The following is a 19,273-nucleotide window of genomic DNA, read 5'->3' on the forward strand; positions in this document are numbered from 1 at the left end:
CCCATCCGATGGGGAGAGGGTGGCTGAAGGCCGGGTGAGGGGCCGGTGAATAACCCGACGGCTACGACATTTTTTAAACCGCTCTAAAGCAAAAACGGCGGCCCGTTTCCGGGCCGCCGTTTTGTTTTGGGAGATTTGCCTTACAGGCCCTTGCCGAGCATGAATTTCAACAGGTCGGCCACGCGGCAGCTGTAGCCCCACTCGTTGTCATACCAGCTCACGAGCTTGAAGAAGCGCTTGTTCAATTCGATGCCGGAACCGGCGTCGAAGATGGACGAGTTCGTGCAGTGGATGAAGTCGCTGCTCACCACTTCGTCGTCCGTCCAGTTGAGAATGCCCTTGAGATAGGTCTCGCTGGCCTTCTTCATCGCGGCGCTGATTTCGGCGTAGCTGGTGTCCTTGGTCGTCTTGACCGTGAGGTCCACCACGGAGACCGTCGGCGTCGGGATGCGGAACGACATGCCCGTGAGCTTGCCCTTCACTTCGGGGCAGACGAGCCCGACGGCCTTGGCGGCGCCGGTCGTGGATGGGATGATGTTCTGTGCCGCGGTGCGGCCGCCCTTCCAGTCCTTCTTGCTCGGGCCGTCCACGGTCTTCTGCGTCGCCGTGTAGGAATGGACGGTCGTCATCAGGCCTTCCTCGATGCCGAAACCTTCCTTCAGGAGCACGTGCACGAGCGGCGCGAGGCAGTTCGTGGTGCAGGAGGCGTTGGAAATGACGTTGTGCTTGGCGGGGTCATACTTCTCGTTGTTGACGCCCATGACGACGGTGATGTCCTCGTTCTTGCCGGGGGCGGAGATGATGACCTTCTTGGCGCCGGCGGTGATGTGGCCGTAGCAGCCCTTGGGGTTGTCCTTGGCGGCATCGGTGAAGAGGCCGGTGGATTCGATGACCACCTGCACGCCCAGCTTGGCCCAGGGGAGTTCCGCCGGGGTCTTGGCGCTGACGACGAGGATGTCCTTGCCGTTCACAACCAACACGTCGTCTTCGGCCTTGTCGGGCGAGGACTTCTTGGAGCCCACGGTGCCGTGGAAGCGGCCCTGCGTGGAGTCGTATTTCAGCAGGTAGGCGAGGTTGTCCGCGGGCACGATGTCACCGACGGCCACAACTTCGATGTCCTTGCCGACCAGTCCTTGTTCGACCATCGCGCGGAACACGAGGCGCCCGATGCGGCCGAACCCGTTGATTGCTACTTTGACTGCCATAGTTTCAGTTTCGATTTCTTTTTTGGTTCAAAACCGGGCCGGGCGTTGAACCGCGCCAAGTCCGGTCAGCCGGGGAATCTAGGGCAATAACCGTTCAATGCCGAACAATTTTTGAGTTTTTCTGCTCCTATTTTGACAATTTTCCGTCCGGTCCGACAGTGAAAGGGGGCGGAGGAACTGCCTGTAATCCGGTTGGCATTATGGAAACCATCAGTCCGGCAAAGACCACCTTGGCCGAAGTGCTCGCGGCACATGCGGCGCCGGGGCAATTGTTCCGGCTGGAGGACGGGAAGGTGCGGTGCGTGGCGTGCGGGCACCGCTGTTTGATCGCGCCCGGGCGCCACGGCATCTGTCGCGTGCGCTTCAACCACGAGGGTCAGTTGCGCGTGCCGTTCGGCTACGTGGCCGCGCTGGCATCGGATCCGGTGGAGAAGAAGCCATTCAACCATGTCCTGCCGGGAACGGATGCGCTGACGTTCGGCATGCTGGGCTGCGATTTTCATTGCGCGTATTGCCAGAACTGGGTGACGAGCCAGGCCTTGCGCGACACGGCGGCAGTGGCGCCCATCCGCGAAGTTTCCGCCCCGCAACTCGTGCGGTCTGCGCAGCAAACAGGCGCGCGCCTGGTCGTCTCAAGCTATAACGAACCATTGATCACCGCGGAATGGGCCGCGACGGTATTCCGCGAGGCGGCTCCCGCCGGATTGTTGTGTGCCTTTGTGTCCAACGGCAACGCGACAGCCGAGGCGCTCGACTTTCTTAAACCCTGGCTGCGCGCCTGCAAAATTGATCTGAAAAGTTTCAACGACCGCCGTTATCGGGAACTGGGCGGAACGCTGGAGCACGTTTGCGCCGGCATCCGGATGGTGCACGAACGCGGCATCTGGCTGGAAATTGTCACGCTGCTGATTACTGGTTTCAACGATGACGAGGCGGAACTGCGCGAGATGGTGCGCTTCCTGGCGGGGGTGGACCGCAACATTCCCTGGCACGTGACAGCGTTTCATCCCGATTACAAAATGACGGATGTGCCGGCGACCACGGCACGGCAACTGGTGCGCGCGGCGGAAATTGGCGTGGAAGAAGGACTGCGGTTTGTTTATGCCGGCAACGCGCCCGGCCACGTGGGCGATTGGGAAAACACGCGTTGTCCCGAGTGTCAGACGACTTTGATTGAGCGGCATGGTTACGCCGTTCGCGCGTATCGGCTGACGCCCGGGGGACGTTGTCCACATTGCGGTGCGGGCATTCCGGGCATCTGGCATCCGGGCGGCGCTGCGGATGTGCCGGCGGGCAATTTTTACAGCCGTGTGCCGCGGCGGGTGGCGATTTCGTGATGAACATGAGTGCGTGCCAGTTCAAAAAAGTGCGGTCGCCCGCCTTTGCGGGCTCGTTTTACCCGGCGGTGGCCGAGGATTTACGGCAGTTGGTGCAATTCTGCCTCGCCGGTGGCACGCGCCGCGCGATCGGCGGTTCCTACAAGGCGTTTGTGCTGCCCCACGCGGGTTTCATTTACTCGGGGCCCGTGGCGGGTTCCGGTTACCTCTGCCTTGAGGCCGACCGGGAGCAGGTCAAACGCGTGATTTTGCTGGGGCCTTCACACCGGTTGGGTTTTGCCGGACTGGCAGTCAGTGAGGCCAGCGCCTTCGCCACGCCGTTGGGTGAGGTGCCGGTGGATTTGGACGCTGTGGGTGAGCTGCTGGCGTTGCCCCAAGTGCGCCTGCTGGAAGCCGCCCACAAACACGAACATTCCCTGGAAGTGCATTTGCCCTTCCTGCAAGTGGTCCTCGCGGGCTTCCAACTCGTCCCGCTGGTGGTGGGCGACGCCAGCGAGAGCGAAGTGGCGGCCGTGCTCGAAAAATTGTGGGGCGGGCCCGAAACGCGCGTCATCGTCAGCTCGGATTTAAGTCACTACCACGATTACACGCTGGCCCGGCGGCTCGATGCCGAAACGGCCACGCGCATTGAGGATCTGCTGCCCGTGGCGCCCGACCAGGCCTGTGGCGCCATGCCCCTCAATGGCATGCTGCGCGCCGCCCGTCAGCATCGCCTGGCGGCGCACACCATCGATCTTCGCAACTCGGGTGACACGGCGGGCGGCCGCGACCGCGTGGTTGGTTACGGCGCATTTGTATTCGGTGCCGGGCGCTGATCTTGGTTCCTTGCGCCGTTTCCGCGACTTTCTGCGCAACAAAAACGCCCTTCGCTCTGGCCGAAGGGCGCGGGTGAAACTTTGTGGTGACCGTTTACTTCGTCGCGGCGGGCGCGGCCGTGGCATTGGCCGGAGCGGCGGTATTCGTGGCGTTGGCGGCCGTGGTTGACATCAGCGGAGCTGGCGTGGCTGCGGGAGCGGTGCTGGCCGGGCTGCTCGGCGTCGCCGCCGGAGTGGCGCCCTGCTGCACCTGCTGTTCAACGGCGCGTTGGAAGGTGCTCGTGGTGCGCCTCGAATTGAAATGGTTCTGCAAAATGCCCACCAACAGCGCCAGCACGAAGAAGGAGATGGCCGCGTATTTCGTGGCCTTCGTCAATACGGTGCCGGAGCCGGCGCCAAACAGCGCGTCCGTGGCGCCGCCGCCAAAGGCCACCCCAATGCCCGCCTCTTTTTTCGGCAGTTGAATGAGCACGAGCAAAATCAGCGCGATGCAGATCAGCACCAGGACGAACGTCAACAGACCAATAATAAATGCCATAAAACCTTAGTTTGATTGAACTCAGTTAGATTGAGTTGCGGATTATATCAGCAAAGCTGCGGGCTTCAAGACTTGCTCCACCGACGAGTGCGCCATCCACATCCGGCTGGCTCATCAACTCCTTGGCGTTGTTGGGTTTGACGCTGCCGCCGTATTGAATGCGAACCTTCTTCGCCGTGGCTTCGTCGAACATGCTGACGAGCACCTTGCGGATGAACGCGTGCGCGTCCTGCGCCTGTTGGGTGGTGGCGGTTTTGCCCGTGCCGATGGCCCAAACCGGCTCGTAGGCCAGAACGGTTTCCACCATTTGCTCCTTGGTCAAACCGGCGAGGCTGCCGCGCACCTGCGTCTCCAGCACTTTTTCCGTCAGGTTGCCTTCGCGTTCGGCCAGCGTTTCACCGATGCAAACGATGGGCTTGAGCGCGGCGGCGTGCACGGCCGCAGCTTTCTTGGCAATCAACGCATCGCTTTCCTTCTGGTATTGGCGGCGTTCGCTGTGGCCGAGGATCACATAGCGCACGGAGAATTCCTTGAGCATCACTGCGGCGATTTCGCCCGTGAAGGCACCCACGCCGTTCTCGCTCATGTTCTGTGCGCCCAGGCGGATGTTGGAGTCCAGAATGGCCTTGGACACGGACTCCAGCGCCGTGTAAGGCGGGCAGACGACGATGTCCACTTCCTTCACGCTGGCGAGTTCGCGCTTGAGGTCGTTCACGAGGGTCAGCGCCTCGGCGACCGTCTTGTTCATCTTCCAGTTGCCGGCGATGATGAGTTTACGTTCCTTGTTCATGTGATTCGTGAATGGTTGCACCGTGAACCGCCGCCGCGGGGCAACGGTTCAACGTAGATTTACTTTTCGCTCAATGCGGCCACGCCGGGCAGTTCGATGCCTTCCAGAAACTCCAAGCTGGCGCCGCCGCCGGTGCTCATGAAGGTGACCTTGTCCGCGAGGCCAGATTTGTTGATGGCCTTCACGCTGTCGCCGCCGCCAATGATGCTCGTGGCGCCCTTTTGCGTTGCTTCCGCCACGGCCGCCGCGACGGCATTGGTGCCCACCGCGAAGCGTTTGTCTTCAAAAATGCCCATCGGGCCGTTCCACAGGATGGTTTTTGCGCCGAGCAACACATCCTTGAACTGGGCGGCGGTGGCGGGGCCGATGTCCACGCCTTCTTCCGTGTCCGGGATGTTCGGTTCGGTGTTCACCCGCGGATTGGTCAAATCCATGACCGGCCGGCCCTTCTTGTCGAGCTTGTCGGTTTTGACCGGTGTTACGCAGGTGTTGTCGGTGGGCAGCAGGAACTGCACGCCGCGCTGCTTGGCCTTGGCCAGCGCCGCGAGCGCCACGTCGGTTTTGTCCTTTTCCACAAGCGACAAACCCACCTTGGCGCCCTGGGCCAGTTTGAAGGTGTAGGCCATCGCGCCGCCAATCAAAATCGTGTCCGCCTTTTCCAGCAGCCGGTCGATGACTTTGATTTTGTCCGAAACTTTGGCGCCGCCGAGAATCACGACGAAGGGGCGGGCGGGTTTTTCCAGTTCATCGCCGAGGAACTTCAGTTCACGTTCCATCAACAAGCCTGCGGCGCATTTCCCGCCGCGCTTTGCCACCACACGGGCCACGCCTTCGGTGGAGGCGTGCGCACGGTGCGCCGAACCGAACGCGTCGTTCACATAAACCTCGGCGACTTTGGCCATCTTTTCCGCGAACGCGGGATCGTTGGCCTCCTCTTCGTTGTAGTAACGGACGTTCTCGAGCAGCAGAATGTCGCCTTCCTTCAACGCTGCGGCGGTCTGCTCGACTTTCTCGCCGATGCAATCATCCACGAACGCGACGGGCCGGAGGATCATGTCGGCGAGCTTCGCGGCCACCGGGCGCAGGGACATGGAGGGCTCCTTCTTGCCCTTTGGCCGGCCGAGGTGCGCGGCGAGAATGATTTTGGCCCCCTTTTCGATCAACAGCTTGAGCGTCGGCAGGGTCTCCTTGATGCGCGTCGTGTCGTTGATGACCATCTGGCCATCCTTCTCCTCCATTGGGACGTTGTAATCCACCCGGACGAACACGCGTTTGCCACGCAAATCAAGGTCGCGAACTGTGAGCTTTGCCATATCAGGAATCGATTTCAGGTTCAGGTCAAAAACCCCTTGGAAAAGGGCGGGGCAGCATAGCGGATGCGAGGCCCGAGTCAAAACGGAATTGCGGCCTGACCGGCGCTAGAAGCCCGGTTTCATGCGGGGATTAGCGTGCCATCGCGGCGCAGCTTCATGCGGCGGCCGCGCCATTCGATGGTGTTCCCGAGAAACGCCAGCAGCCACACGCCGACCTGCAGGACGTCCTTGAACGGCGCCAGCCAGCAGTAACGGACAATCGGCGGGCGGTCGGCCGCGGCGTCCGATTCCGGCCGATCACCGGCCAGCCGCCGTTGCAGGTCAGCCGTGACCATGAGGCGCACCAAGAACGCTGTGCCCAGGAAGCCGAGCGCCGTCCGCGTGCCGCTCACCGCCGCCCACAGCGCCGGCCAGAGCGTGGGATTGCTCAACAGACTGAAAAAATAAGGCACCGGCTGGCACACCCGGATGGTGCGGGCCCAGCGCAATTGATGTTTCCAGACCGCGGCCCAGCCGGCGGGCGCATCCCAACATTCCACCACCACCGGACTGAGCGCGATGCGCCCACCCCGTTGCGCGATGCGATGTCCAAGCTGGTAGTCGTCCGCCAAACAATCCTTGATGGCCGCAAAACCGCCCAGGCCGGCCAGTTCGCCACGCCGGGTCAGCATCACGGCCCCCAACGCGAAATCCATCGGCTTGAGCGAAACCGATTGCAGCACCTGGCTCCAGAAATCGGCATTGATGGCCACGGCTTCGCAGTGCATGGCCAGCGTGGCAGGATTGGCCAGCCGATAAAAACAGTTCAACAGCGCGACAGGCGCGGCGGCCGGTGTGGGCGAAGGGCCGAATGCGGCGACGGCGTCGGCCAAAAAATCCGGCGGCACGCACACGTCCGCGTCGCTCACGCAAATCAATTCATGCTCGGCGAGCTGCTCCAACTGAATCAGCTTGGACACCTTGGCGTTTGCGCCCGCCCGGGCGTCACAAACAACCAGCTGTGCGGTCGTGCGGGGATGTTCCGCCATGAGCCGCTGCACGAGGGCGCAGGCCGGATCGCTGGCGTCGGCCACGCCGAAAAGCGCCTGGACCGGGCCGGAGTAAGCTTGTTGCAGCCAGCTGCGCAGACATTTTTCCGTATGAGCATCGGCGCCTTTCAGTGGTTTCAACAGCGTGACGCCGGGGTGGGGAGCCGCTGCCGCCGCATCTTGCGTCCCGAAAGCCAGCGCGGGTTGCACGCGGCGCTGATGCAGCGGAAAGCGGCGCGCCGCCAGCCATTGCCAGAGCAACAGCAGGAGACTCAGTGCCGCGAGCGCCCCGAAGATGCCGTTTAAAACCACGCCGCTAGCTAGCGTTCGCGCCACCCGGGGGCAAGTGCGGAATTGCCACGGCCCCGTTTTGACCTCACGCGATGGGACGGCACTCCCGCTCGGTCGTCAGATTGACTTGAACGCGGCCCTTGCGCCACGCATGCTGCCAACCAGCCGGCTGCGGTCCTGCGGCGAACGCCCGGGAGGGGGCAGGCACAACCGGCCCGGCAGTGCATCCGTAGCTCAACTGGATAGAGCTTCTGACTTCGGATCAGAAGGTTACAGGTTCGACTCCTGTCGGATGCACCAGCTTTTCGGCGTCCTGAATAAGATGAGTTCTGCTTCAGAAGGCATGGTGGCCTTGCCTGGTTGGCGCGGAATATTCACTTATTTCGCGGTTGATGGGGTTGGACTTTGGCGAGCTTGCTCGCGTGGTGGCAGCTCCTTGGAAAAGGGCAGCTCGCCGCGCAACAATGCCCCCGCGCGGCCGGTCAACCACAAATAATAATCCGCGGGCAGCCCTTCGTAATTGAGAAAGCTTGCGCCCGTGGGCGTCGCATTGCTGCACTTGAAAATGGCCGTCCCTTCGTCCATTTCGTCAAACATCGCAACGTAGAGCATGCGCGCGCCAGCCTCCTTCGCGGCGGTGATTTGGTTCCAATAGAACCGGCCTTTTTGGCGGGGGATCTGATTGATCGGATTGGCGCCGCCGAACTCGGTTTTGCTCAAATTGAACCAGCTGAACCCCGGATAAACGCACGGCGCGTAGTCCAAATGTCGTTCGGCGCACCACGCAAGATCGGCCTTCAACTGGGCCAGATAGCGCGTCCGTTCCGCCGGCTGCATCGTTGAATAACGGCCGACCATCCACGGCAGCACCACGTCGGCGGACTCAATGAGTTGGTGCAAGTAAGGATCCGCCACGCAATCGCGTTGCAACGTTCGAAAATAGGTCGGCACGCCCAGCAGCACGGCGCAACCGCCGTATTCCGGATCGTCCTTCAGAAAGGCGATCAGTTTCTCCACGCCGATCTGGTGGATGTTGTAGGGACGATCCGGGAAACCGAGCCCCCAAATGGCCACGAGCGGTTTACCGCGGTGGTAAAGGTAGGTTTGATTCGTGCCCTGACGGGTCAGCTTGAGCTGGTCCACGAGTTCCTTCCAATCCGTGATGATGGACGAGCAATCCTCGGCCGGGGCGTTGAGGCCAGACAGGTCATACATGACGGCGATGGCGCGGTGATATTTTTGGGATGCAGCCAGCGCGTGCTCCAAAACCACGCGGCTCTGGCGCCGCCGCGGCTCGGTGCGGGTCGCCTCGAAGAAGCGTTGCACAAACACCCCATCAATGCCGTAGTCCCGCAGCCAGCGAAAATGAACGTCCACCGTGCTCGCATCCCACGAACTGAACACGCGTGCCGGCTGGCCGTTGGACAGCACGAACGGTGTGGGATACGTATCCGGGTATTCGCGGGTGTCCGGCCAGTAATCGATGTGCAGGTGGTTCGTGTCGAACTTGCCGCCGACACCGAAATGAACCCAACCCTCATGGGATCCGTCACCAGCCGCGCGAAACCACCCTTGGTAGCCGCACATCACCCGACCGGCATAACTTGGGAAGGCGGAGCCCGGACTGTGCCGGCTTGCGGCCGCCCCTGCGGTGCCTGCGCATAACAAGGCGATCAGCCACCCGGCAACGTATCGTTTGATGATCATGGGAATGGTTCATTCAGCGCACTTCGGCAACGGCCTCGTCTCTGGATTAACCCCGTTTTCCATGCCTGACGCGCGGCGATTTGGCAAGGCGCACGCGCCGGCAACGGTGGTTTTGCGGGCGCTGCGACGGGCGGTCTGATGCCTTTCCCAACAGGATGCGTGTTGTGAGGCGCCCGTTTTTTCCCAGCTCGGCAAAACTTTTTTGCGCGACTGATGTTGAATGCTAAGTTGGCAGGTCGCCCGCAGGGGCAGGATTCCCCGCGGAATCGTTCTTTAAGTTTTTGCTTTCGCTGTCGGTTTATAGTTCAGGGCCGGTGGCGAAGTTCTACGAAACCTGCGATTGAACTCATCGAAAACTCCCCGGGCTGGTGGGCCACCCTCTGGCAAACCAGCCCGGTTATTTTTTGCGGCCTTCCGGACGCCCTTTAACTACCTCCTCTCCGCCGCGCCAAATCCGTAATTCGTGATGCTATGTAAAATTGTAGTTGACGCAGCATTTATTATGTAATACAAAACATTACATCCCATTCAAAATGTGACGCGATGGCGGCACTGCCTCGGAGGCAGTGGCAGTCTTCGCACTAGCGAAACAATGTCGCAATGACTGGAACCTTTCGCCCAAAGCCAGCATTGGCCGGGCGGATTCAACAACAAACCCAGACCCCATGAAAACCCGAATGAAGCATCTCGCGCTGATGGTCTTGGCCGCGGCCGCCTTTTGCGGCGGAACGGCCCAGATGAATGCCCAAGTCTCCGTCAAGGTTGATTCAACCCTGCCGTGGGCGGGGTTCGTAAATGTGTGGCAAACCGATGGCACCAGTTATGTCTTTGGCAGCGCATGGGGAACAGCTGACCTGCGGGCTGCGTTCATCCCGACGAACAGCCCGTCGGGCTGGCCATTGAACAACGGACTTGTGTTGCAGGCCAACACCGGAACCTACAACACCAACGACGTGTTTTGGAACAATCCGGACGGAACGTGCAACAAGGTGCTGGAGGCCAATTTCTACCGCGATGTGGGCACCGCCTTTGCCGGCCAGACGGTGACGTTTACCGGCACGGTGGTTTCCAACAATTTGCCTGCGCCGTCCGGCGGTGCCGTCACGGGTTGGGAGTGCGTTGCCTTCATCAAGGAGTTCACGTCAACCTACGGTTTTGTGGGCATCACGACCGTGCCGCTGACGCCCGGGTCGTTTACCGTTTCCATGCCCATCGGCGCCGGCCATGTCGCGCAATATGGCTTCTACGTGAAGGGGCCAAATGTCGCGCCGAATTCGGCCGATGCGCTCCGCAGCGTGGGCATTTTGGTCGAGGACGCAGATCCGGCGATTACCAGCCAGCCGAAGGATGTGACGATGACCACCGGCAACACCACAAATCTGAGCGTGACCGCGATTGGCAGCTCAACCTTGAGCTATCAATGGGCGACCAACGGCGTGCCGCTGCTGAACGGGGCGAAGTATTCGGGCGTCAGCACCCCCACGCTGACCATTGCCAACGCGCAGGTGGCTGACAGCGGATCCTATGTGGTCACCGTTTCCGACACGGCCGGCTCGGTCGATTCCCGCGCGGCAGTGGTGAATGTTTTGGATATTCTGATCACCAACAATCCGGTCAGCCAGCGGGTGGAGCAGAACTCGACGGTGGTTTTCAGCGTGGGTGCAACCAGCCCCTCGGCCTTGAGCTACCAGTGGAGTTCGGTAATTGGCGGCGTGACGAATGCGCTGACCGACGGCGCGACGGTTTCGGGCGCGACTTCGTCCGCGCTGACTCTTTCCAACGTGCAGGTGGCCGCCAGCGGCACCTACTTTGTCACGATCTCGACCGGCTCCGGATCGGCGAGCACGGGGGCGTCGCTTGTGGTGAAGTCCTTCACGGATTTCTCCAATTTCCTCGAAAATCCCGGCTTCGAAACGGGAACGGATAATCCGTGGGTGCGGTTTTCGTCGAGTGATCCGAGCTTTGGCCATTTGCAAACCACGGCCGACACCTACTTCGGCGGCGGCAATGTCAATGTTTACGAAGGCACCTACGTCAGCTACACGACCTTCAATGGCGATTACTCCGGCATTTATCAGGACGTGCCGACCCAGCCCGGCCAGATCTTTGCGGCCGACTTCTGGGTTTACAACGCCAGCGGCGATCCGATCCCCGGACCGTCCATGAATGCGTCGAACGAAATCTATCTGGAGATCCAGTTCCGGGCGGGCGACGCCGGCACGCCGCTGCAGCAATTCGTGAGTCCCATTCTGAACTACACCGCTCCCTTGAACACGTGGCTGGATTTGCAGGCGACCAACGCCGGCACTTACGGCTCATTGCCGCCCGGGGTGAACGGCCGTTATCTCATCGCGCCGCCCGGCACCACCAAGGTGCGCTTCCAGCTCACCATGCACGACCTCGGCGGAAGCGTGGGCGCGGGCTCGCTTTACTACGACAGCGCGAAGTTGATGCTGAAGATTCCGGCCACGCTCGGCGCCAGCATGACGGGCACGGATGCGGCATTGTCCTGGAAATCGCAGGGGGCAACCAGCTACCAGGTCCAATACAAGGACACGCTCGACGGCGCCTGGCAGAACCTCGAAGTCGTCCCGGGAACCGGCTCGGTGATCACCAAGTCCTATCCCGCCACGGGCAACCAGCGCTTTTACCGGGTGCTGACGTTGTGACCTCAGTCCGGCGTGCCCTCAAGGCCGGCTGGTCCGGCCTTGAGGAACCCGGCAAACATCCGGGACGTCCCGGCGATACGACAAAGGAAAGTGTTTATGAAGAAAGAAGCCATCCAGCAGACCGATGCGGCCAAATCAGCGCGCGCCGGACTGCGGCCGGGCACCAGGGGTTTTACGCTGATCGAATTGCTGGTGGTGATTGCCATCATCGCCATTCTGGCCGCCATGCTTCTGCCCGCCTTGAGCAAGGCCAAGGCGAAGGCGCAAGGCATCAGCTGCCTGAACAACCTCAAACAATTGCAGTTGGGCTGGCTGCTGTATTCCGGCGACAACGATGACAAGGTCGTCCGCACTGGCGGGCTCGCGGTGCTTGCACTCGACCCGCTGGATCCGCTGGCGCAACCCGGCGGCAGCAAATCCCAGTGGGTGCTGGGCAGCGTGGCCGACACCGAGCCGGCCGCTGCCACCAACGAAATGCTCATCAAAAACGGCCTGCTGTTTCCGTTCATCAACAGCCTCAAAGTTTACAAGTGCCCGGCCGACAAGAAGACCGTTGCCGGCGGCCCGACAGTGCGCAGCATGTCCATGAACGCGTGGATGAATCCCATTCAGGATGAAGGCCAGTTGGACACGGTCAATTACACCGTTTTCCGACGGCAGGCGAACATCCGGAATCCAGCAAATACGTGGGTGACCATCGACGAAAATCCGAACAGCATCAACGACGGCTGGTTTTTGGTGCGACCCAACGTGCCGACCGTCTGGCGCGACGTGCCGGCTGCGTATCACAACAATGCCGGCGGCATGTCATTTGCCGACGGACATGCGGAAATCAAACGTTGGACCGACAACGCGGTCATCTCTCAGGCGGGTTCTTACGCACGCAAGGATCCCAACTCGCGCGATCTGGACTGGCTGATCGAGCGCACCACTGTGCATAATTGAGCGGCGGCCGCCGTCGGCGCCCATTTCCCGAATCCGTGATGAATCTGTTCCGTTTTGCATCTGCTCAAGCGCCGCTCCGGCGGCCTTTGAACCTCCTCCTCTGCGGCGCCGCCGCGCTGTTCTGCGTGGCTGCCACCGCGCAGCCCAAGACCGGCTGGACGCTGGTCTGGTCGGATGAATTCTCCGGCGCGGATGGCAGTTCGCCCGATTCAACCAAGTGGGGTTTTGACACCGGCGGCAGCGGCTGGGGCAACAATGAGCTGGAGTATTACACCACGCGCACCAACAACGCCCGCATCGAGAACGGGCACCTGGTCATCGAGGCGCGGCAGGAGAGCTACGGCGGGCGGGATTACACCTCGGCCCGTTTGCTGACGCGCGGCAAGTGGTCCTGGACCTACGGCCGGATGGAAGCGCGCATCAAGATTCCCCGCGGCCAGGGCATCTGGCCGGCCTTCTGGATGCTGGGCACGAACATCGACTCCGTTGGCTGGCCCACGTGCGGCGAAATCGACATCATGGAGAACATCGGGAAGGAGCCCGGCACCATTCATGGCACGCTCCACGGACCGGGTTATTCCGGTGGCAACGGCATCGGCGGTCCGTCTACGCTGCCGGGCGGTGCGGCATTCGCGGACGACTTCCACCTGTTTGCCATCGAATGGCAGACCAACCACATCCGCTGGCTCGTCGATGGGCAGGAATATTTTTCAGTGTCGCCCGCGAACCTGCCCGGCGGCACGCAATGGGTGTTCAACCGCCCGCAGTTCCTGCTGCTGAACCTGGCCGTGGGCGGCAACTGGCCGGGGAATCCGGACGCCACGACCACGTTTCCGCAGCAGATGGTGGTGGATTACGTGCGGGTTTACGCGCCGACGACGGTGACGAGTTGCACCGGAAATCTGCTGACCAACCCCGGCTTTGAAAGCGGCAATCTGGCGGGCTGGACCGCCTACGGTTCGGGCGGCAACACGTTTGTCGCCCCCACCAACTCGCTGCCCGCACACACCGGCGGCGACGTGTTCAAGGTTTACGGCCAGTTCACGGGCGGCGCCAATTATTCCGGCGTTTACCAGGATGTGCTCGTGACGCCCGGTGCCAATTACATGGCGGACGGCTGGGCGCTGACGCCCAATGGCGACAACCTGGCCGGAGGCAATTTGGCCTGGCTCGAAGTCACCTTCCGGAACGATGCCGACACACTGTTGAGCCTTTATCGTTCGGAGGCACTGGACGCCAGCACCACGCCCGGACTCTGGCAGCATCTGTTGGTGACCAATCAATTCGATCCCGCAACATATGCGCGCGTGGGCGCGGTGAGCGATCTGGTCGCGCCGCCGGGGGCGACGAAGGCGCGCTGTCAAATCGTCTTCCAGCAACCGCTCACCGCGGCCGGCGCGGCTTTGTTTGATGACCTCAACCTGGCCACCCCGGACTCGTCGGAAGCGACCGTCGCCATTCAAGCGGCCCAAAGCGGCCCAAACCTCACCCTTTCGTTCCCGACGCTGTTCGGCCTGAATTATGCCGTGCGTTTCAAACGCGATCTAGGCGATGACACCTGGCTGACGTTGACCAACGTGCCAGGCGACGGCTCCGTGAAAACGGTGGCTGACCTGCTCGGCGACGAGCGCCGTTTCTATCGCGTCGTGCCGTTGTGCAACTGAATATCTACCGCGCTCCGACGGGCGCGCGTGCTCCGGTCCATCTGCAGGCTGGAACGTCCCACTGGTTTGGCGGTAGTCTGACCGCATCAAACAACCACCTGCTGCATTTGTGAAATCCACGCCGGCACGCCTTGCCTCCATCGGTTCCTGGGGGCGATGGGTTTGTTGCCTGCTGGCGGCAGGCCTGGGCGCATTCACGAACGCCCAGACCAATCCCGCCGTTGTGTTGCGCACGGCCGAAGCGGTGCGCCAGCTCAGCCCCGAGCAGGCCGGCCAGCATTTGCCGGTTCGCCTGCGCGGCGTGGTTACATTCAATGACGGCGCCTTGTATTCACGGTTCATCCAGGACGACACGGCGGGCATTTACTTCCAGGATTACGGCGGCATGCCGGACTTGAAGGCGGGCCAGCAGGTGGAACTCGTTGGCGTGACCAGCCCCGGCGAATACGCCCCCGTCGTCGTTCCTTCCGAAATCCGCATCCTGGGCGAGCAAAAATTTCCTGAACCCCAGATGGTTTCCATGGAAGAGCTCGTCAGCGGCAAGGAGGACAGCCAGTTCGTGCATGCGTCCGGCATCGTGCGCGCCGTCCGGTTCGAGGAGGAATCACACAATTATCTGGTCGATCTCGTGACCGGCGGTGAGCGGCTCACCATTTACACCAAAACCCTGCCCGTGCCCGAACCGGAGAACCTCGTGGACAGCGTGGTGCAGGTGAACGGCGTCTGCTCCACCATGTTCAACCGTTCGCGCCAGTTGTTCGGCATCCACCTGCTCGTGCCCCGCGCCAGCGACCTCATCGTTGAACAGGCGGCGCCCGCGAAACCCTTCGACATCGCGGCGCAGTCCATCAGCAGCCTCTTGCAGTTCACCCCGCAGGGCAATTACAGCCATCGCGTCAAGGTGCGGGGAACCGTCATCTACCACGAACCGGGCGTGGCCTTGTTCATTCAGGACGCCAAGGAGGGCCTCTACGCGCAGACGCGGCAACGGACTTTTGTGCAGCCGGGCGACCAGGTGGAAGTGCTCGGCTTTGTGGCCAAGGGCGAATATACGCCGATGTTGCAGGACGCGGTTTACCGCAGGCTGTCGCGCGGCACCCCGCCGCCGGCCGAACCGGTGGATGTGGACGAGGCGCTGAAAGGCACCCACGATTGCCGCCTGGTTTCATTGCGCGGCAGGCTCCTGGACCGCGGCGAGCGCGGCCGGGAACAGTTCCTGGTGATTGAGGCGGGCGGCTTTGTGGTGCATGCCTACTACACCAGCCAGGGCGACACGGGCGAGGAGTTCCGGCAATTGCAGAACGGCAGTGAAGTCGCCGTCACCGGCGTGTGCCTCATCGAACGCGGCAGCAGCTGGCGGGCGGGCGAAGGCTGGCGGGCCAAATCGTTCCGCCTCCTGTTGCGGTCGCCGGCGGACGTGGAACTGTTGCAACGGCCGCCGTGGTGGACCCTGCAGCGGCTGTTGTGGATTGTTGGCATTCTCGCCGTGGTGGTGCTTGGCGCGGTGGCCTGGGTGCTCGTGCTCCGGCGCAAGGTCCAGCAGCAAACCGGCATCATCCGCCAGCAACTGCAAATGGAAGCGACCTTGAAGGAGCGGTATCAGGATTTGTTCGAAAATGCCAATGACATGGTCTTCACGCACGACCTGACCGGACGGCTGACCTCCATCAACAAAATTGGGGAACGACTGCTCCGCCGGCCACGCGCGGAGCTGGTGTCGCTGAACCTGCTCGATCTGGTGGCCGAGGATCAACGCGCCGCGGCGCGAACGTGGCTGGAGCAAATCGTCCGTGGCGAGGAACTGCCGACAGCCGAGTGGGATTTCCTGAACGCCGCGGGCCAGCGCGTCAAACTCGACATCAGCAGTCGGCTCATCGAGCAGGCGGGCAAACCGCGTGAAGTCGAGGGCGTTGCCCGTGACATCACGGAACGGCGGCGGCTCGAACGCGAACTGCTGGAGATCAGCAACCGTGAACAACGCCGCATTGGCCATGACCTCCACGACGGCGTATGCCAGCAGCTCGCAGCCATCGCATTTCTTGTGGACATCTTGGGCGATGATTTGCGGGAACAGGCATTGCCCCAGTCGGCCGAAGCGGAAAAGATTGGCACCTTGATCAATGAAGCCACCGCGCAGGCCCGCAGCGTGGCCCGGGGGCTGTTCCCCGTTCGACTCGAGGAAAACGGCCTGGTTTCGGCGCTGGAAGAACTCGCCGAAAGCGCCGGGAGCCGGTTCAAGATGCGCTGCCAGTTCCTTTGCAACGCGCCGCCGTCGGCGGTGGACAACGAGGTTGCGCTCCATTTATACTACATTGCACAGGAAGCCCTGCTGAATGCCGTCAAACACGGCGGAGCCGAAGAAGTCACCATGTCGCTCCGGCCCCACGCAGACGGATATTTGCTGTCGGTGCGCGACCGCGGAACCGGGTTCCAGATGGCGGGTGCCGGCACGCTGGGCATGGGCATTCGCATCATGCGTTATCGCGCCAAAGTCATCGGAGCCACGCTGGACATCGCCAGTCAGCCCGGACAGGGCACGGAGGTCATCTGCTATTTTCACCTGGCCACGCACGAGCCGGATCCCGAATCAACCCATGGCTGAAGCTACCACTCCCAAGCCGAACCCGGCGGACTCCGCGGCCGCAGCCAAAAGCCGCGTTTACGTCGTCGATGACCACACGATGTTTCGCGAAGGGCTGCGGCAGCTCATTGATCACGAGCCCGGGCTGATGGTGTGCGGCGACGCGGCGGATGCGGCGGGCGCCCTTGCGGGAATCCGGGAAACCAAACCCGACGTCGTGCTGGTGGATATTTCCCTGGCCGGCTCCAGCGGGCTGGATCTAATCAAGGCCATCCGCGCCGAGGACGAAAATCTCCCGTTGCTGGTCGTTTCCATGCATGACGAATCCCTCTACGCCGAACGGGCCTTGCGCGCCGGCGCCATGGGTTACGTGATGAAGCACGAGCCGGCCAAAGTCATGAAGGCCGCGATCTACAAGGTGCTCGGCGGCGACATGTATCTCAGCGAAAAGATGTCCAGCAGCATCATCACCCGCCTGATGCGCGGACAGACGGATGAACCGCCCGCCTCCTCCGTGGAGAAACTCAGCGACCGTGAGCTGGAGGTGTTTCGCATGCTCGGGCAGGGCAAGGGCGTCCGGCAAATTGCCACCGAACTCAACGTTACCGTGCCCACCGTCAATTCCTTCCGCAACCGCATCAAGGAAAAGCTCCAGCTCAAAACCAGCACTGAAGTGATGCTTCACGCCATTCAGTGGTTTCGGGACGAGGCCGGCAAATAACCCAGCCGCGCCCAACTCGCCAATCCGCCGCGAATTAATATAAATTGTTGCAAAACAATTAACGTGTAATACAATCAACTACACGTCGCGCCCGAAAATCCGTTGCCTGCCGCGGTTGGCAGGTAACTTTCTTAACCTGACTTAGGAATCACCATGCTCACCACCTGCCAATCTCAATCCGGATCCCGCGGGCACAAGCCGGTGCCGCTCGCCCGTCGCCCGTCTTCACGCCACCATTTCCGTTCAAGTGTGGGCGCGTTGGGCTTGATGCTCGCCGCCCTCCCGCTTTGTGCCGCAGACCCCAGTGAGGCCAGTCGGCGTGCGGACGAACTGCTGCAACAAATGACGTTGGAGGAAAAAATCGGCCAGATGGTGCAAGCCGATTCGGATGCGCTGAAGGACAAGGGCGATATTGGCAAATATTTCCTCGGTTCCGTGTTGAGCGGCGGCAGTTCCGATCCCGCGGACAACTCGCCGCAAAGCTGGTTGAAACTGGTGGAAACCTGCCAGGCGGAGGCGCTGAAGACGCGGCTCAAGATTCCGCTCCTTTATGGCATAGACGCCGTGCATGGCCACAACAACGTCCAGGGCGCCGTCATTTTTCCGCATAACATCGGCTTGGGAGCCACCCACAACCCCAAACTGGTGGCGCAGGCGGCCCGCGTCACGGCTGAAGAAATGGCCGGAACGGGCATCCGCTGGGCCTTTGCCCCCTGTCTGGCTGTGGCGCAGGATGAGCGTTGGGGCCGGACTTACGAAAGCTTCGGGCAGTCGCCCGACCTGGTTTCGGAACTGGGTGCGGCCGCCGTGCGGGGTTTTCAGGGTTCTGAACTGTCTCCGGGCACTTCTGTTCTGGCGTGTGCCAAGCATTTTGTCGGCGATGGCGGCACGCAGGGCGGCGTGGACCAGGGCAACACCGTCGTGGACGAAGCCACATTGCGCCGCATCCACCTCGCGCCCTATCGCGCGGCCATCAAGGCGGGCGTCGGCTCGGTCATGATTTCCTTCAGCAGTTGGAACGGCGCCAAAATGCATGGCAACCGCCACTTGATCACGGACGTTTTGAAAGGGGAACTGGGCTTCACCGGCTTCACGGTGTCCGATTGGGCTGCCATCGACCAGTTGCCGCATGATTACAAGGGCGACATCGAAGCCTCCATCAACGCCGGTTTGGACATGGTGATGATTCCCAATGGTCCCGGGCAAAAGAACAACTATGTGGAATTCATCGACGACCTCAAGGCGCTGGTCGGCGAACAACGGGTGCCCCAGGCGCGCATTGATGATGCGGTGCGCCGCATTTTGCGTGTCAAATTCGCGATGGGCCTGTTCAACGAACCGGCCGTGGATCCGGCGTTGACGGCCGGCATCGGCTCAGCCGCGCATCGCGACGTGGCCCGCAATTGCGTGCGGGAGTCGCTGGTTCTGCTTAAGAACGAGCGCAACGCGCTGCCGCTCGGCAAAAATATCCGTCGTCTCGCAGTGGTCGGGGCTGCGGCGGATGACCTGGGCGTTCAATGCGGTGGCTGGACGATCAGCTGGCAGGGCAGCACCGGCAACGTCACCCGCGGCACGACGATTTTGCAGGCCGTTCGCCAGTCCGTGGCGCCCGGCGTCACGGTCGATTATTCCCCGGATGGCGCGAATCTCAGCGGAGCCGACGCGGTGG

The 19,273-nt window shown here is 61.8% G+C and carries 13 protein-coding genes, 1 tRNA gene and 1 pseudogene; 9 read left to right on the plus strand and 6 right to left on the minus strand.

Annotation, left to right across the window (positions count from 1 at the left end; translation table 11 throughout):
- Window positions 1-140 precede the first annotated feature (140 nt).
- Window positions 141-1,205: a type I glyceraldehyde-3-phosphate dehydrogenase gene (gene gap / locus VFV96_09505; protein ID HEU5070632.1), complete on the minus strand. Its 1,065-nt coding sequence runs from the start codon at window positions 1,203-1,205 to the stop codon at window positions 141-143.
- Window positions 1,206-1,405: 200 nt separating this feature from the next.
- Here gap and amrS point away from each other — a divergent pair, with 200 nt between their 5' ends.
- Together amrS and amrB are read left to right on the plus strand one after the other, a co-directional pair.
- Window positions 1,406-2,542 carry an AmmeMemoRadiSam system radical SAM enzyme gene (amrS, locus tag VFV96_09510; GenBank protein ID HEU5070633.1) on the plus strand — a complete coding sequence of 379 codons (1,137 nt, stop codon included), beginning with the start codon at window positions 1,406-1,408 and terminating at the stop codon, window positions 2,540-2,542.
- 5 nt (window positions 2,543-2,547) lie between these two features.
- Window positions 2,548-3,357: an AmmeMemoRadiSam system protein B gene (gene amrB / locus VFV96_09515; protein HEU5070634.1), complete on the plus strand. Its 810-nt coding sequence runs from the start codon at window positions 2,548-2,550 to the stop codon at window positions 3,355-3,357.
- Window positions 3,358-3,451: 94 nt separating this feature from the next.
- On the opposite strand, the gene secG is transcribed toward amrB, so the two are convergent.
- The 4 genes from secG to VFV96_09535 all read right to left on the minus strand — a co-directional run bounded on the left by secG (window position 3,452) and on the right by VFV96_09535 (window position 7,338).
- A complete protein-coding gene (secG, locus tag VFV96_09520) occupies window positions 3,452-3,895 on the minus strand; it encodes a preprotein translocase subunit SecG (protein HEU5070635.1) in 444 nt (147 codons plus the stop codon).
- Window positions 3,896-3,920: 25 nt separating this feature from the next.
- Complete coding sequence (tpiA, locus tag VFV96_09525) at window positions 3,921-4,685, minus strand: triose-phosphate isomerase (protein ID HEU5070636.1); 765 nt, start codon at window positions 4,683-4,685, stop codon at window positions 3,921-3,923.
- Window positions 4,686-4,744: 59 nt separating this feature from the next.
- Window positions 4,745-5,998 (minus strand): phosphoglycerate kinase, encoded by a 1,254-nt coding sequence (locus VFV96_09530; protein HEU5070637.1) that lies wholly within the window; start codon window positions 5,996-5,998, stop codon window positions 4,745-4,747.
- A 119-nt stretch (window positions 5,999-6,117) separates the two neighbouring features.
- Complete coding sequence (locus VFV96_09535) at window positions 6,118-7,338, minus strand: glycosyltransferase (protein HEU5070638.1); 1,221 nt, start codon at window positions 7,336-7,338, stop codon at window positions 6,118-6,120.
- Between the two features lie 202 nt (window positions 7,339-7,540).
- Between VFV96_09535 and VFV96_09540 the strand changes: the two genes are divergently transcribed.
- Window positions 7,541-7,617, plus strand: a tRNA-Arg gene (locus tag VFV96_09540).
- Window positions 7,618-7,695: 78 nt separating this feature from the next.
- Here VFV96_09540 and VFV96_09545 read toward each other — a convergent pair.
- On the minus strand, window positions 7,696-9,024 hold the full coding sequence (locus VFV96_09545; protein HEU5070639.1) for a glycoside hydrolase family 71/99-like protein: 1,329 nt from the start codon (window positions 9,022-9,024) through the stop codon (window positions 7,696-7,698).
- 665 nt (window positions 9,025-9,689) lie between these two features.
- On the opposite strand from VFV96_09545, the gene VFV96_09550 reads away from it, so the two are divergent.
- The 6 genes and pseudogenes from VFV96_09550 to VFV96_09575 form a co-directional block, all read left to right on the plus strand.
- Complete coding sequence (locus tag VFV96_09550; protein HEU5070640.1) at window positions 9,690-11,693, plus strand: immunoglobulin domain-containing protein; 2,004 nt, start codon at window positions 9,690-9,692, stop codon at window positions 11,691-11,693.
- A gap of 96 nt (window positions 11,694-11,789) precedes the next feature.
- Window positions 11,790-12,638: a prepilin-type N-terminal cleavage/methylation domain-containing protein gene (locus tag VFV96_09555; GenBank protein HEU5070641.1), complete on the plus strand. Its 849-nt coding sequence runs from the start codon at window positions 11,790-11,792 to the stop codon at window positions 12,636-12,638.
- A 116-nt stretch (window positions 12,639-12,754) separates the two neighbouring features.
- Window positions 12,755-13,504, plus strand: a pseudogene (locus VFV96_09560) (glycoside hydrolase family 16 protein).
- Window positions 13,505-14,411: 907 nt separating this feature from the next.
- Entirely contained in the window at window positions 14,412-16,904 is a 2,493-nt protein-coding gene (locus VFV96_09565) for a PAS domain S-box protein (protein ID HEU5070642.1), read from the plus strand.
- Window positions 16,897-17,604, plus strand: a complete 708-nt coding sequence (locus VFV96_09570) for a response regulator transcription factor (GenBank protein HEU5070643.1) — start codon at window positions 16,897-16,899, stop codon at window positions 17,602-17,604. The genes VFV96_09565 and VFV96_09570 overlap by 8 nt, the downstream gene beginning before the upstream one ends.
- A gap of 267 nt (window positions 17,605-17,871) precedes the next feature.
- Window positions 17,872-19,273 (plus strand): glycoside hydrolase family 3 protein (locus tag VFV96_09575; GenBank protein HEU5070644.1); only part of this gene is annotated, 1,402 nt, incomplete at its 3' end.

The organism is Verrucomicrobiia bacterium (assembly GCA_035765895.1).
GTDB lineage: Bacteria > Verrucomicrobiota > Verrucomicrobiia > Limisphaerales > DSYF01 > DSYF01.

Excerpts from the sequence above, each read along its gene's own strand:
- gap (HEU5070632.1), bottom strand. The coding sequence starts at position 1,205 with ATGGCAGTCAAAGTAGCAATCAACGGGTTCGGCCGCATCGGGCGCCTC.
- amrS (HEU5070633.1), top strand. The coding sequence starts at position 1,406 with ATGGAAACCATCAGTCCGGCAAAGACCACCTTGGCCGAAGTGCTCGCG.
- amrB (HEU5070634.1), top strand. The coding sequence starts at position 2,548 with ATGAGTGCGTGCCAGTTCAAAAAAGTGCGGTCGCCCGCCTTTGCGGGC.
- secG (HEU5070635.1), bottom strand. The coding sequence starts at position 3,895 with ATGGCATTTATTATTGGTCTGTTGACGTTCGTCCTGGTGCTGATCTGC.
- tpiA (HEU5070636.1), bottom strand. The coding sequence starts at position 4,685 with ATGAACAAGGAACGTAAACTCATCATCGCCGGCAACTGGAAGATGAAC.
- VFV96_09530 (HEU5070637.1), bottom strand. The coding sequence starts at position 5,998 with ATGGCAAAGCTCACAGTTCGCGACCTTGATTTGCGTGGCAAACGCGTG.
- VFV96_09545 (HEU5070639.1), bottom strand. The coding sequence starts at position 9,024 with ATGATCATCAAACGATACGTTGCCGGGTGGCTGATCGCCTTGTTATGC.
- VFV96_09550 (HEU5070640.1), top strand. The coding sequence starts at position 9,690 with ATGAAAACCCGAATGAAGCATCTCGCGCTGATGGTCTTGGCCGCGGCC.
- VFV96_09555 (HEU5070641.1), top strand. The coding sequence starts at position 11,790 with ATGAAGAAAGAAGCCATCCAGCAGACCGATGCGGCCAAATCAGCGCGC.
- VFV96_09570 (HEU5070643.1), top strand. The coding sequence starts at position 16,897 with ATGGCTGAAGCTACCACTCCCAAGCCGAACCCGGCGGACTCCGCGGCC.